General features: G+C 64.1%; 13 protein-coding genes. 3 read left to right on the top strand and 10 right to left on the bottom strand.

Going from position 1 to position 13,419, the window contains the following annotated elements; translation table 11 throughout:
• Nucleotides 1-399 precede the first annotated feature (399 nt).
• Genes C7H73_RS11445 through C7H73_RS11435 form a run of 3 tightly spaced genes read left to right on the top strand, consistent with a single transcriptional unit; the run spans nucleotide 400 to nucleotide 4,305 of the window.
• Nucleotides 400-3,120, top strand: coding sequence for a sensor histidine kinase (locus C7H73_RS11445; RefSeq protein WP_106846762.1), 2,721 nt, complete (start codon nucleotides 400-402; stop codon nucleotides 3,118-3,120).
• A gap of 4 nt (nucleotides 3,121-3,124) precedes the next feature.
• Nucleotides 3,125-3,850 (top strand): response regulator, encoded by a 726-nt coding sequence (locus C7H73_RS11440; RefSeq protein ID WP_106846761.1) that lies wholly within the window; start codon nucleotides 3,125-3,127, stop codon nucleotides 3,848-3,850.
• Between the two features lie 44 nt (nucleotides 3,851-3,894).
• On the top strand, nucleotides 3,895-4,305 hold the full coding sequence (locus tag C7H73_RS11435; RefSeq protein ID WP_106846760.1) for a GNAT family N-acetyltransferase: 411 nt from the start codon (nucleotides 3,895-3,897) through the stop codon (nucleotides 4,303-4,305).
• Between the two features lie 121 nt (nucleotides 4,306-4,426).
• On the opposite strand, the gene C7H73_RS15575 is transcribed toward C7H73_RS11435, so the two are convergent.
• From C7H73_RS15575 to C7H73_RS11385, 10 genes are all read right to left on the bottom strand, one after another.
• Complete coding sequence (locus C7H73_RS15575) at nucleotides 4,427-4,774, bottom strand: hypothetical protein (RefSeq protein ID WP_157948350.1); 348 nt, start codon at nucleotides 4,772-4,774, stop codon at nucleotides 4,427-4,429.
• Nucleotides 4,771-6,201 carry an alpha,alpha-trehalose-phosphate synthase (UDP-forming) gene (locus C7H73_RS11430; RefSeq protein WP_319424420.1) on the bottom strand — a complete coding sequence of 477 codons (1,431 nt, stop codon included), beginning with the start codon at nucleotides 6,199-6,201 and terminating at the stop codon, nucleotides 4,771-4,773. The genes C7H73_RS15575 and C7H73_RS11430 overlap by 4 nt, the downstream gene beginning before the upstream one ends.
• A 236-nt stretch (nucleotides 6,202-6,437) precedes the next feature.
• The gene (locus C7H73_RS11425; RefSeq protein WP_157948349.1) at nucleotides 6,438-8,420 is read right to left on the bottom strand and encodes a relaxase/mobilization nuclease domain-containing protein; all 1,983 of its coding nucleotides are present in this window, start codon (nucleotides 8,418-8,420) and stop codon (nucleotides 6,438-6,440) included.
• Nucleotides 8,421-8,868: 448 nt separating this feature from the next.
• Nucleotides 8,869-9,468 carry a S26 family signal peptidase gene (locus C7H73_RS11420; protein ID WP_106846757.1) on the bottom strand — a complete coding sequence of 200 codons (600 nt, stop codon included), beginning with the start codon at nucleotides 9,466-9,468 and terminating at the stop codon, nucleotides 8,869-8,871.
• Entirely contained in the window at nucleotides 9,465-9,998 is a 534-nt protein-coding gene (locus C7H73_RS11415) for a DUF2840 domain-containing protein (protein ID WP_106846756.1), read from the bottom strand. The genes C7H73_RS11420 and C7H73_RS11415 overlap by 4 nt, the downstream gene beginning before the upstream one ends.
• Entirely contained in the window at nucleotides 9,995-10,279 is a 285-nt protein-coding gene (locus C7H73_RS11410) for a chromosome partitioning protein ParB (protein WP_106847649.1), read from the bottom strand. The genes C7H73_RS11415 and C7H73_RS11410 overlap by 4 nt, the downstream gene beginning before the upstream one ends.
• A complete protein-coding gene (parA, locus tag C7H73_RS11405; protein WP_106847648.1) occupies nucleotides 10,276-10,914 on the bottom strand; it encodes a ParA family partition ATPase in 639 nt (212 codons plus the stop codon). Before parA ends, C7H73_RS11410 begins: the two co-directional genes overlap by 4 nt.
• Nucleotides 10,915-11,167: 253 nt before the next feature.
• Complete coding sequence (locus tag C7H73_RS11395) at nucleotides 11,168-12,025, bottom strand: replication initiator protein A (protein WP_106846754.1); 858 nt, start codon at nucleotides 12,023-12,025, stop codon at nucleotides 11,168-11,170.
• Between the two features lie 26 nt (nucleotides 12,026-12,051).
• A complete protein-coding gene (locus C7H73_RS11390; RefSeq protein ID WP_106847647.1) occupies nucleotides 12,052-12,333 on the bottom strand; it encodes a helix-turn-helix transcriptional regulator in 282 nt (93 codons plus the stop codon).
• Nucleotides 12,334-12,416: 83 nt separating this feature from the next.
• Nucleotides 12,417-13,190, bottom strand: a complete 774-nt coding sequence (locus C7H73_RS11385) for a DUF2285 domain-containing protein (protein ID WP_106846753.1) — start codon at nucleotides 13,188-13,190, stop codon at nucleotides 12,417-12,419.
• Nucleotides 13,191-13,419 lie beyond the last annotated feature (229 nt).

The following is a 13,419-nucleotide window of genomic DNA, read 5'->3' as shown; positions in this document are numbered from 1 at the left end:
GCAGACGCCGTCCCCTGCGAGCCTGGTGCGCGGGGGACGGCCTCGTGCGTGGGCATGACCTGCGATTCCTTCCGCATGCAATTGGTGCTTCTGGGAGCCTGTGGCAGGCAGCCCATCGGCTGCTCGTTCCCCGCCAGCGAAATGGGGCGCGCAGCCATCCGGTTGTTCTGCGCCGGCCTTTGCCCACCCGTGCGCATTGCGATCCGCGGCGCACGAGCCGTGGACCTTGCGCTGTCCTTAGGCAAAGGGGCTGATCGCAAGGTGGCTATCCTTTTCCAATCGATGCTGTCGGCCAGACAACTGGCCTGCTGTGCGTCGCGTCAACTGTAAATCTGTCATGCGGGTCCCTCAGGCCTTGCCGCCAGCCATCATCGTTCAGAAACACAAGGACAGAAAGCCATGGGAGCAGACAACACAGAGCAGGCCGACGCGCTGATCGGCGAGCTGCGTCGCCAGGCCGCAGGCCGGCTCACGGTGTTCCTTGGCGCCGCGCCAGGCGTCGGCAAGACCTATGCCATGCTCGCCCGCGCGCGCGAACTGCATCGCCAGGGCATCGATGTGGTGGTTGGCATCATCGAGACGCACGGGCGCAGTGAGACCCAAGCCATGCTGGAGGGCCTGCTGCAGTTGCCGCGCAAGCAGGTCGCCTACCAGGGGCGCATGCTGGAAGAGATGGACCTCGACGGCCTGCTGGCCCGCAAGCCCGCCATCGCCCTCGTGGACGAACTGGCGCATCGGAATGCCCCCGGAAGCCGCCATGAGCGCCGCTGGCAGGACGTCGAGGAATTGCTGGACGCGGGCATAGACGTCTACACAACGGTGAACATCCAGCATCTGGAGAGCTTGAACGACGTCGTCCATCAGATCACCGGCATCCGGGTCAGCGAGACCGTGCCGGATGGGGTATTCGAGCGCTTGCGCGACATCCGACTAGTGGACCTGCCGGCGCGGGAGTTGATCGAGCGCCTGAACCAAGGCAAGGTCTATCTGCCCGAGCAGGCGGCACAGGCTCTGCAGGCCTTCTTCTCGCCGTCCAACCTCACTGCCTTGCGCGAGTTGGCGATGCAGACCGTGGCAGAGCACGTGGACGCGGACCTGCGCGAAAAACGCACGGCCCGTGGGCTCGCGGACATCGCGATCCAGCGGCACGTACTCATTGCCATCGACGGCAAGGGGCAGTCGGAGTATCTGGTGCGGGCCGGCGCGCGCATCGCCGAGCGCCGGGGTGCGCCGTGGTCGGTGGTGACCGTGGATACAGGGCATTCCGCTGATGCGGCTCTGCACACGGAGGACCTGGATCGATCCGCTGCGCAGCGCAATTCGATGGCCCACGCCGAGCAACTGCGCCAGATGGAACTCGACGGGGGTTTCGCCCTGGCGCGCAACCTGGGCGGTGAAACCGAGGTGCTGCACAACACCGACATCACGCAGGCCTTGCTCGATGCCGCAGCAGCGCGTGGCGCGCGCTCCATCGTGATCGGTCGCACGCGCGAGCGGCCTATCGCACGCATCTTCAACCGCACGCTGACGCAGCAGTTGCTACAAAGAGGTGCGCGATACGAACTGACCATCGTCAGCACACCGCAGGCACGGCAGCGCGGGCGCCGGTTTCAGGACCTGGCGGGCGAGCGATTGGCCAAGGGCGAACCCGCGCTAATCCTGCTGGCAACCCTGGGGGCGGTCGCAGCGGCCGCAGTAGCCGAGCGCATGGTGGGGCTTGAGGACCTTTCCACGGTATTCCTGATCGCCGTGCTGCTTGTCGCTTCGCGCACGCGCATGGTGGCTGCGGTCATCACCGCGGTGCTGTGCTTCATCGCGTACGACTTCCTGTTCATCGAACCCCGATTCACCTTCCTCATCAGCGCGCAGCGGGGCGTGGCCACGGTGCTGCTGTTCATGGCCGCGGCGCTGATCGCGGGCCGCCTGGCGTCGAGATTGCGCATGCAGGTGGTGTCGTTGCGGGCCGCGAACACGCATGCGACCGCCATGCAGAACTTGGCGCGGCAGTTGTCCAAGGCAGCGGACCTGGGGCAGGTGATCGCCGCCAGTGCCACCGTCCTGCAATCGACCCTGAATGCGCAGGCATGGCTGCGCATCAATGGCGAGTCGGGTCCCGCTGCCGCCGCTGCCGACATGACGGAGAAAGACACGGTAGCCGCCGACTGGAGCCAGCAGCATGGTCAGCCGAGTGGTCGCTACACCGACACGCTCACCAACTCCACCTGGTGGTTCCTGCCGCTCCGATCCGACCAGGACACGATCGGGGTCGTGGGATTGCGGTTCCCGTCGGCGATGGGGCGTCTATCGTTCGAGCAACGGCGCCTTGCCGAGAGCATGACGGAGGACATTGGTCAGGCGGCACTGCGCGCCCGGCTGGTGTCGGAACTGGAGGTTGCCCGCGTCACAGGAGAGACCGAGCGCCTGCGGTCCGCGCTGCTGTCCTCCGTGTCTCACGACCTTCGTTCGCCGCTCGCTTCAATGATCGGAGCCGCCGACAGCCTTGCTCGCTACGGCAAGGACATGGGCCCCGAGGACCGCAGCAGCCTGCTGGATACCATCCGGGTCGAGGGCGAGCGGCTGGACCGGTACATCCAGAACCTGCTGGACATGACCCGCCTGGGTCAGCAGGGCCTAACCCTGTCCCGGGACTGGATCGGCGTAGACGAACTCGTCGGCTCCGCGGCACGCCGCCTGCAGCGCTATGAGCCGACGTTGAAGGTGGAAAGTGACATCGATCCTGAGATCGGCCTGGCCCATGTCCATCCTGCGCTGATCGAGCAGGCCCTCTTCAATGTGATGGAGAACGCCGCTAAGTTCTCACCTCCCGGTGAGCCCATCAAGGTGCAGGCCAGCCCCGTCGAAGGCAATAAGGTCAGGATCGACATCTCCGACGCAGGTCCGGGCATCCCGGAAGACGAGCGGCGCAGGATCTTCGACATGTTCTACAGCGTAGAGCGTGGCGACCGCGGCAAGCAGGGAACGGGACTGGGCTTGACCATCGTTCAGGGCATCGTGGGTGCCCACATGGGAAGTGTCCAGGCGCTGCCTGGGCCAGATGGACGAGGTACAACCGTTCGCTTGACCTTGCCATTGGGTGAGCAGTCAAGTCAAGAGGCATGAGAAAGTGAATTCGACAAACGACTCGGTGCCTTCACCGCGCGTGCTCGTGATCGATGACGAGCCGCATATTCGCAAGCTCATCGACATTAGCCTGCGCTCGCAGGGCTATCTCACCTTGCTCGCGGCAACCGGTCAGGAAGGGCTGAGCATGCTCGCCGGGAAAGGGGCGGATATTGTCGTGCTCGACCTCGGACTTCCGGACTGCGATGGTAAGGATGTGTTGAAGGCGCTGCGGCAGTGGTCTCGGGTGCCGGTCATCGTGTTGACCGTCCGTTCCGGCGAAGAGGAGAAGGTCGCGTTGCTGGATGCTGGAGCGAACGACTATGTGACCAAGCCTTTCGGCATTGAGGAGTTCATGGCCCGCATCCGCGCGTTCCTGCGCGTGACGGGGCTGCGCAGCACGGCAGGTCCCATCTATGAGGATGGCAACCTGTCCATCGATCTGTCGAAGCGCGAAGTCCGCGTGCAGGGGGCGGTCGTGACGCTTACCCGCAAGGAGTTCGCGCTGCTGGCTTTGTTGGTCGAGCAGGCTGGCAGACTGATGCCTCAGTCTCAGCTCCTGCGGGAGATGTGGGGGCCATCCCACGAGGAGGATGCCCATTACCTGCGCATTCTCGTCGGCAAGCTTCGGCACAAGCTAGGTGACGATGCCTCTGCTCCTCAGTACATCGTGACGGAACCCGGTGTAGGACTGAGATTCGTCGGCAAAGAGCGTCGCGGACTGCGCTGAAGAGAAAGCGCGCCATCATGCGCGTTAATTTAATCCTGAAGTAAATGCAAGTAGAGTATTCACACACGTTGTCCAGCCATGAACGTGCGCACATCATTAGCCAAGTTATTTTGCATGATCGAGCTGCGGTCGGAGCAACAACCCCCAAACTCATCGACTTCGGCGCTCGCATCGAAGGCACCCTCGTCGGCGGAGTCTGTGGTCGCATAGAACTGCGTCGCCTGTTTGTGGAGTATCTGTGGGTGGAGAGCCGGTACCGTGGCAACGGGATCGGGACTCAATTGCTCAAGGCGGTGGAGTATGCGGCCAGTGCCAGAGGGTGTCGCGAGTGCCAGATCGAATCGTTGTCGGTGGCGACGGCTCATATCTACATCGCACGCGGCTATAGGGTCATGTACCGTCTTCCAGATTACATTCCGGGACTGTCTCTCATTGTTCTGGTGAAGCAGTTATGACTACAGAGTGTCAAGAAAATTCCGGATATTGCATCTCAGATTTAAATGGGTGACCCCTTGATTCATGGCCGGGCATGGAGTCAGCCTCGAATGAGTCATATGGGTGGGGCCTGCTTTCCGATTACCACTGATTCGGCGGCAGCTGCAGACGCTGCATCGTACGTTTCAGTAGCCACGCCATGGTTATCGTTGCCAATAGATAAACAGTTCCTGCTACATTCGGCGTGGTGCCAACAGTGGCGTGTATGGCTTCTTTGATTTGTAAATACAGCCACCCTGTCAGAGTGGTTTCATCGGAAATTATCACCAGAAGCATGACAGCGGTACCCAGCCAATCATCCTTTTTCTGACCTTTTGCTTGCCTCAGGGTATTCGGGGTCTGGAGCCGGGCAGCCCTTATTTGGATACGCATCGAGAGAAGTACATTCACTCCTCCGAGGGTCCAGAAAAACGCGGCGGCAGGACTCATCGGATTCGATTTGAGTCTGCGTCGATGCGATTCAGAACTTTCTTCAAGATAGACTTGATCGAGTAGTCATGTTTTGACTCTGGGCGGGTTAGAGCGTGCAGAAACCCTTTGCACCACCAATGGAGGTCATAGCGTTTGATCGTGGCCAGGAGGGCTCGGTGCCGTTCTTGGCGCTCATGGAGAGGCATGACTAGAGCGCGATGAATGGCGTGGACCGTCGATTCCGTGTCATAGGGATTCACGATCAGTGCTTCACGCATCTGTTCAGCTGCGCCCGCGAACTTTGAAAGCACAAGAACCCCTGGCTTATAGGGATTCTGTGCGGCAATGAACTCTTTCGCCACAAGGTTCATTCCATCTCTCAATGGCGTAACCAACGCAACCTTTGCAGCTTGATATAGCCCCGCTAGTTCGTCCTGATTCAATGTCTTGTGAATGTAGCGAATAGGCATCCAGTCCAGCTCACCGAAATCTCCGTTAATTGAGCCACATAGAGATTCGAGTTCGCGCTGAATTTCAGCATATGCATTAATATCGTCTCGACTTGGGGAGGCAATCTGGATCAGTGTTGCACTTCGTCGAAATTCACGAAAGCTATGCAAAAATGCTCCAAACGAGCGTATCCGCTGGGGAATTCCCTTCGAGTAATCAAGTCTGTCGACGCCAATGAGAAGTTTGCGCTTGGAATACTCTTCCCGCATACCGGCACACATCGCTTGCGCGGCCGGAGATTGGGCGACGGCTTGAAAGCTGTCTACGTCTATCCCGATAGGAAAGGAGCCGACGATAGTTCTCCTGCGGCGAGTGACTGTCGATCCGTCAACGGCTTCATCTCCGAAATAAATCTGAACATAGGAGAGGAAGTTGACGCGATCCTCGTTTGACTGAAATCCGACGAGATCGCAGGCGAATAGGGAGCTCAGGAGCCATTCATGGTTTGGCAGGACCGACAACGTGGCTGGCGGAGGAAGTGGGGTGTGCAGAAAGAAGCCGATGCGGTTCATAACACCCGCAGCGCGAAGTTCCTCAGCCAAGGGAATCAGATGATAGTCATGAATCCAAATGACATCATCCTCGCGAAGTACCGATAGAAGTGCATGTGCAAAGCGCTTGTTGACGGAACGGTAGATTTTCTCTGAAGAACTATCGAAAACGGCGATGTCAACGCGCTGGTGCAGCAATGGCCAAAGGGTGCCATTGGCGTAGTTCTTGTAGTACCCCTGGTGCTCACCCTCGTCTAGGTCAATGGATAAAAAGTCGACATTGCCAACAGTCGTGCAGGCCACGGAATTCTCATCTTGGTAGGGAACGATATTCCCGCTCCAACCCAACCACACCCCCCCGCCGCTTCGAAGTACGCCACCTAGTGCAATGGCTAACCCGCCTGCTGCGGGCTTGTTTAGATCAGCTAGGCGATTGGAGATCACTACTAGCCTACTGCTCATATCTCCTCACTGCTCTCAACTGCTCCAAGGAAGCCTCGATCGGTAACATTCAAGGAAGAAAATGCTACGTCGCATAGCCTCGTCACTCCGTAAAGTTGGCGATAAATGTCGGCATGGATCTTTGATCTGTCACCTTTCTCATGTCGCTCAGCTGATGCATGCCAAGTGAGTTTCGGTTTTTCAATCGCATAGCACGAGCATCTGCTTCGGGACTCTTGTTAGATGCCTATTCGGCGGTGGCGAGCCAATTCCCATGACACCCCGCCGCTATGTAGGCTCGCGGCAAGCTGTTGCCCCAACCGCTGTTCGATCACTGGACGCCACGGCACCAAGCTGAAGCCCATACCGTCATCGAGCATCGCGTAGCGCCCGCTGGCGAGCATGACCGAGCGCCTGTAGATGCCGGCGACCCGCTGATCATCCGCCGTCGGGCGGTGCTCCAAGCCGGTTTCGGCGGCGATGTCCTTTGCGACCTGCACCAGTTCCCGATTGCGCAGCGTGCCCAGAAGGTTGCGGGCGAGGATCACGCGCTGTCCGCGCCGCTGGGCCAGTCCCTGTTCTTCGAGGAAGTCGGCACGCTGCTGCATGGCCTGCTTCGCGTCGCCACCAAAGCCCAGGTCGCCCAATCCCCGACCGCCGCCGATCAATTGCTGGTCGAGCCAGGTGGCGCCGATCACGCGAGCCTGCCGCTCGATGGGCAGGTGCGATTTCAGCTCCACCGCGATGCCTCCCAGCCGCTGCGCGTTGTACGGGCGGCCACGCTCGACCAGGTCGTCCGGCACCTTCCATAAGCCATCGGTCACGCGCTCCACGATGCCAACCCTGAGCAGGGCTTCCAGCCGGCGAACGTGCGCGGCGACGACTTCCTGCGGGTCGCGTCCAACCTTGGCCCGGCCTTGCTCAATCGCCAGGTGATGATCGGTGCGATAGAGGCCATTGCTCGCCAGCGCTGCGATGTTTTTGTCGGCAGCCCGTACCTCGGCGGAACCGCGCACCTCCACCACCGCGCCGGCGGGATAGTTCGCCAGTTCGTCGCGGGCGTCCAACGCGACGTAGTGGGCCTTGCCGTCCACACCGTCGATGACCAGATAGCCGCGGTCGTGCAGCTCGTCGGCCAGCCCCTTCGCGGCCACGCGGCCGATGACGATACGGCCATCGTCGTTCGGCTCGAACACAGCCAGCTCGCGCGGCTGGCCGCGCATGGCCCGCTGCATCGTGCGGATGATGTCGCCACGCTCGCCCAGGACGCGCAGAGTCTTTTCCGCATCGGCATGAACGGCCCAGGTGCCCGGCTGCGTCTCGTCGGCCAGGCCCAGGCGCTGCAAGCGTTGCAGGCGGCCGATCAACAGCAGGCGCTGGCGTTGCAATCTCGGCTCGTTGAGCCGTTCGACATGCACCAGACTATCGTCGCCCAGCTCGCGCTTGAGCGTGCGATCCAGGCTCGTCCATCGTTCCTGTTCCACTTCGCGCTGCAAGGTCTGCTGGATCTCCAGCTCGGTACGCGGCCCCAGCCATTCGGTCGCCAGTTCGGCGGCGCGATGGCGGAAGCCATCGGCGATGTAGTCGCCCGCGATGATGAGGTCTTTGCCGGTATCGTCACGCCCGCGCACGACGATGTGCGTGTGTGGGTTGTCGGTGTTCCAGTGGTTGACGGCCACCCAATCGAGGCCCGTGCCCAGGTCGGCTTCCATGCGGCCCAGCAGGTGCCGCGTGTAGGTGCGCAGGTCGTTCAGTTCGGCCCCATCTTCGGGCGAGAGGATGAAGCGGAAATGGTGCCGATCGTCGGCGCAGCGTTCCTTGAACGCATCGAGGTCGGCTTCGTCGGTCTGCGGCCCGTAGCCTTGCCCCGGCTCGCCATCACGCCCCACGTCATCGCGCTTGATGTAGCGCAGGTGCTTGGCGAGCGACTGCGGGCTGGCCCGCTGCTGATTGACCAGCAGCGTCTTGATGGTCACGCGCCGCGACATGGGCGTGAGCTTCGTGCCGGCGAAGCGCGCCGCCGTGTGGCCGCGTCCCAGGCGCGAGCCGGGCCGCTGGCCCGTGCCCCTCCCAGAGCCGCTGGCAACGCCAGGACGACGCACCGACGACTTGCCGCTGCTGGCCTTGCCTGCTTGCTTGAGCACCTTGGAGACAAAGCCCTGGTCCCGATTCTTTGGGGCGCTAGGGCGGATGCGGAAATCGTCGTCGCGGCGGTCGGTCATGGCTGCGATCCCTGCAAGCTCTGGCGTGTCCGGTCGTGCGAAGCACGCGGACATGCCTGCATCGGCGCGGGCCTTGCGCCCCAAGCGGCACGGCGGCGAAGCCGCTGCGTGCCGCGCCACCCCCATGTGCAGACTGGCTTTCGACGCGGTCCGGTGCCGCGTCCTTTTGTCTTGCCTTCCGCCTTTGCCCCTCGCTGTCGCTCCGGGCAGCGGCGGCCCGGCGGCGTTGCTGCGCGAGCAGCCAGCGCGCCGGCGAACGCGGACACGGCCGCAGGCCGGGCGCGTTTGAGGCAAGACACCTGCACATGGGACGGCTGCGCCGGAGGCAGCGCGAAGTGCGGTGCGAATGCACCCGCATTGCACGCGCGACGACACGCCGACGAACAGCGGAACGACACGCCCGATGGCACGACAAGATGCACGGCAACGTGCAGCGAGTCGGCGGCCATCATGGGCGGGACTCCAGCCAGACCGGATGCGCGACGCCGATCACGGCGGTTACGCTGACCGGCCCGAAATACCGGCTGTCGAACGATGCCGGGTTGGTCACACTGAGCAGGAACAGTTCGCCGGGTTCAAGGCGACGGCATTGCTGCCAGGATGGCAGCGGCCGGCCCCAGCGGTCGGCAGGCAGCAAGGCGGCCGAAGGCACGCCGTCGATGCGGACGATGCCGCCAGCGATGCACACTTCCTGCGGCGCGACGGCGCCCACGCGCTTGAGCAGCGGTACGCGCGCCGGCAGGTAGCCGCGCTGCGCGGCCAGCGCGGCAGCGTCTGGCGGCAGCGTGGTCAGGACGATGCTGCCCACGGACAAGGGACGTGGCAGCGAGCCGGTGCCGTCGCCCAGCGGATCGACGCGATACCAGCCGACCGAGACACTGTCGGACGGGTTGTAGATCAGGCGCGGCAGCGGCTGCACGAAGGACGCCCAGGCCAGCGCAGCGAGGCTGCAGGCGGACAAGCCCGTCAGCACGAGGCGAGCGCGCAGGCGTGAGCGAGGATGTGGCGGAATGCCCGCTGTACCGGCAACGGGGGATGGAAGCGTCATGGCAGCGCCCTCCGGGTAAGCCAGGCGGCGTGCCGTTCGGCGCTGTATTCGGGCAGCGGCAGGCGCGCAGCAAGCCGGTTGGCGAGCGCGCGCCAGTACACGGGTGAGGCACCGACAGGCGCGATGCCCAGCGCCTCGATGGCGTCGATGCGTTCCAGCACGGCACGCACCGCGTTCTCGCCTTCGACGTGCAGCAGCAGGCGCGCGCCGGGCCGCACCCCTGGGATGCGCTGCACGTAGTCCAGTGGCGTGGCAGCCTGCATCACCATGAGCTGCCAGCGCACGGTGCCGTAGTCGTTGGCCTGCCAGCGGATGCGGCAGAACATCGCGCCCGCCAGGAACACCGCGCAGCGCCGCCAGCGGTCGAGCCGCAGCGTGCGCGCAGGTTCGCCGAAGCGCAGGTAGAGCTTGAATCGCGGCTCGATGTAGGCGAGCGATACGCGGGTCAGCGGCGCGCTGGCAGGCTGGCCGGAAGGTGCTGCAAGCGCAGCCGCAGCCGCGCCAGCGGCAGGCGAAGCGGATGCGGTCATGGAGTGTTCTCCCTACGGTGTTCTGGAAACTCGCGCTCCAGCAAGCCGCGCAGCAGGTCGGCCACGGTCACGCCCTGCGTGAAGGCCGACACCTTGATGCGCGCCCGCATGGCGGGCGTGATGTCGAGGGTCAGGCGGGCCGAGTAGAGGTCGCCCTTGCCCAGCGCATCGGCGTCGCCTTGGCGAATCCACGCCTCGGCGTGCGGATTCGCCGGTGGTCGCGCGCCGATGCCGACGCGCTTGGCCGTGCGTTTGCTGTTCGGTGGCGGCTTCGCGGTCATGCCGGCCACCGCAGCAGTTCGTCCACCAGCGCGGTGATTTCGCGCGCGGCGGCGCTGTCCGGCGCCGTCTCGCGTGCAAGGCGGCCAGCGGCCACGCTGTCGGCGAACACGATGCGCTGATGCACTTCCGCGCGCAGTGCAGGCAGCGGCTGGTCGGCCAGCGCCTGGCGCGCTTCGCGGCCGATCACGGTGGTACTAACGCGCCGATTGATGACGAAGGCCGCGCGCAGCGCAGGCCGAAACACCTGCGCCTCGCGGATCAGCGCCACCATCTCGGCGCTGGCCCACAGGTCGTAGGGGCTGGGCTGCACGGGGATCAGCACGCGCTCGGCCGCCAGCAGCGCGGAGCGCGCCAGTGCCGCGATGCGCGGCGGGCCGTCGATGATGACGTGATCGGCCCGCCTGGCGAGTTCAGGCGCCTCTTGGTGCAGCGTTTCGCGTGCGAGGCCGACGGCGCTGAACAGCCGTGGCAAGCCTTGCTGGCTTCTGCGCTGCGTCCAGTCCAGCGATGAACCCTGCGGGTCGGCGTCCAGAAGGACGACGTGCTGGCCGCGCATCGCCAGCTCGCCGGCGATGTGCGTGGCGAGCGTGGTCTTGCCCACGCCGCCTTTCTGGTTGAGCAGAGCGACGATCATGGCCTGGCCCTCCATGCTGGAAAGCCGGGCTTTTGCTGCTGCGCTTGTGGCCGCGCGGTGGTTGTCCACCGCAGCGGCGCTTCCCTACTAAAAGTTAGAGAAATGAAGTTAGGGAAGTTAGAGGGCGCGCAAACCCAATGCTGGCGCGGGTTTGCGGCCGATTGGCACGCCTGATAGCACGATAGTCCCACGCCCGATAGCACGATACCCCGCACGCCTGATAGCACGACACCATTCACAGGCTTTCCCGAAGTTATCCCCGTGCCGTATGCGGCACGGGCCGGAACGTCAGCAGTTCCGTTCCGTCGTCCGGCATCCGCTCGATGCCTAGGACGTAGCCGGGCAGCGACTGCCGCGCGACGAGCGCGCGCAAGTCGCAGGCGAAGTCGTAGGGCTTCGCGGTGCTGCCGGATTTCCGGTGCAGGTAGCGGAAGTCGAATTGCCAGCCGTATGCCTGTTTGCCGCCATGCTTGCGCACTAGGCGGTACAGCCATCGCTCGATGCCGCCGGTCAGACGGAAGTACGCCGGGTCGATGGTCAGCACCAGGGCGGCGTCGAGCACGCCCGCATAGAACCAGTCCGGCAGGATTAGCTCGATTCCCAGCGGTGTGCCGCTGGCATCGGCCAGTTCCTTCCATTCGTTGATCCACGAGAAGCGGTGCAGGCGCCGCCCGGTCGTCTCGCGGATGGACGTGGCCACCGTGGTCGATTGCAGGCGATCCAGCGCGGCCTTGAGGCGCTGGTAGTCGCGCAGCGACTTGCCGCGCCCGATGAAGCGCAGGATCTCGTAGGGCGTGGCGTGCATCAGCCGCGACGGCCGCAGGCCCGCGTCCTTCGCTTCCACGATCTGCGAGGCCGCCCATATCAGCACGTCCGCATCCCAAATCGTGGCGATGCCGTGTTCCTGCGTACCTTCCACGCGGATCGTGATGTTCCCGCTGTGGAAGTCGATCGGTGCCGTGCGCCGCGACTTCGCCAGCGAGAAGAACGGATAGGCCATCAAGTCCTGGCTGTCGCGCGGCGCCATGTCGCCGGGCAAGGCGCGGAACAGGTCGAGCTGTTCGCGCTCCTGCAACGGCCGCTGCCGGGACGGCGGCGCGGAGCTGGACATGGCGATGGCCTGCCGCGCGCCGCCGATCAGCGCGCACGGCTGTCGGCCGAGTGGTGCTCGACGTATTCGGGATCGGAAGTCGTCTCGAAGCTGCGGTCGGCCGCCCAGGCATCGAGGTCTGCCACGGCGTACATGACGCGCCGGCCGAACTTGCGGAAGCGCGGGCCGCCACCGATCACGCGCTGCTTTTCCAGCGTGCGCGGCGACAGCCGCAGGTACTCGGCGGCTTCGTCGTTGGTGAGATAGCGTTGGGGCTGCGCAGCAGCGGTCGAGACAGTGGCGGCAGGCCGCAATGGAGCGGGACGCATGGTGTGAACCTCCATCGGTTGAAAGCGCCCGGCCACACAGCGCGACCGGATGGAGGCAGTCTCAGAAAACCAAGCTGTCCTGCTCAGGGCCGTTTTGCTTCGTCCTCAAAACGACCCTTCTCAAGCGGCGGAAGCTGTGCTAGTAGGCGATAGCCGCCGCGCATCAACTCATCGCCACGCCGTACCAGGCGGCGCACCTTCGAGCGCAGCCCGCCGTCGCTGTACCAATCGGCCGCGGCGTCCACGCCGAACAAGCCTTCGCCGACCTCGCGCAAGGACGCGCCCGCGAGGGTCGCGTCGAGCGCCTGCAAGGTGTGCAGTTCCAGCAGCGCGGAAGGTGTTGGCCTGGGCGTGGTGGCAGCGAAGGTTGCGCCGCGTGCATGATCGCGCACAGGCGCTGCGGTGCCGCTCCGTTGGGCATATGCCACGGCCATGCCGTCTTCCAGTCCAGGCGCGAGCGCGTAGCGCAGGCAATGGCCTGGGCTGCGCGCGATCAACGCCAGCCCTTTGCCTTCGTGGAGCAGTTGCTTGTGGCCGGGGATGCGCCAGAACGCGAAAGCGGCGGCATCCTGCGGCGGGTCGGCGTCGGGATAGAGCTGTACCACGGCTGCATGGCCAGGCAGCCAAGCTGGATGCGCGTCGCGTGCATCCAGTATCGGGTCTTCCAGAAGGCGCAGGCCCCAGCGGTGCGCCGCTTCCTTTGCCGCCTGTGGCCGGCGGTGACAGCGCCGCCAGTCGAGCCGGTAGTCGGGATGCCTGCGCAGGTATTCCCAGGCCAGTGCGAGCGCATCCAGCCACAAGACGTAGAGGTATGCCGCAGTTGGATACCAATGCGCGACGTGATGGGGATCGACCATGACGCAACCTCCCGCGAACAGGACTCGCCGCCACGGCAGGGCTACGCGCTACATCGCCATCGTCAGAACGTCATGGGTAAAAAAGTGGATGGGGGCTGTCAAGACCGATTGGCTCCGATGCGTTGCGGTATTCGTCTCAATGCTGCGGCGGCAGCGCCCCAACGTGGAGCGCCGTACCGATCAGGCTGCCGCCGTCTGCGCCTGGCATCATGTCTATTTGGATCAGACT

The sequence above is a fragment of the Pulveribacter suum genome (genome assembly GCF_003013695.1).
Classification (GTDB): domain Bacteria; phylum Pseudomonadota; class Gammaproteobacteria; order Burkholderiales; family Burkholderiaceae_C; genus Melaminivora; species Melaminivora suum.
This window is presented reverse-complemented; position numbering and strand designations above follow the sequence as displayed.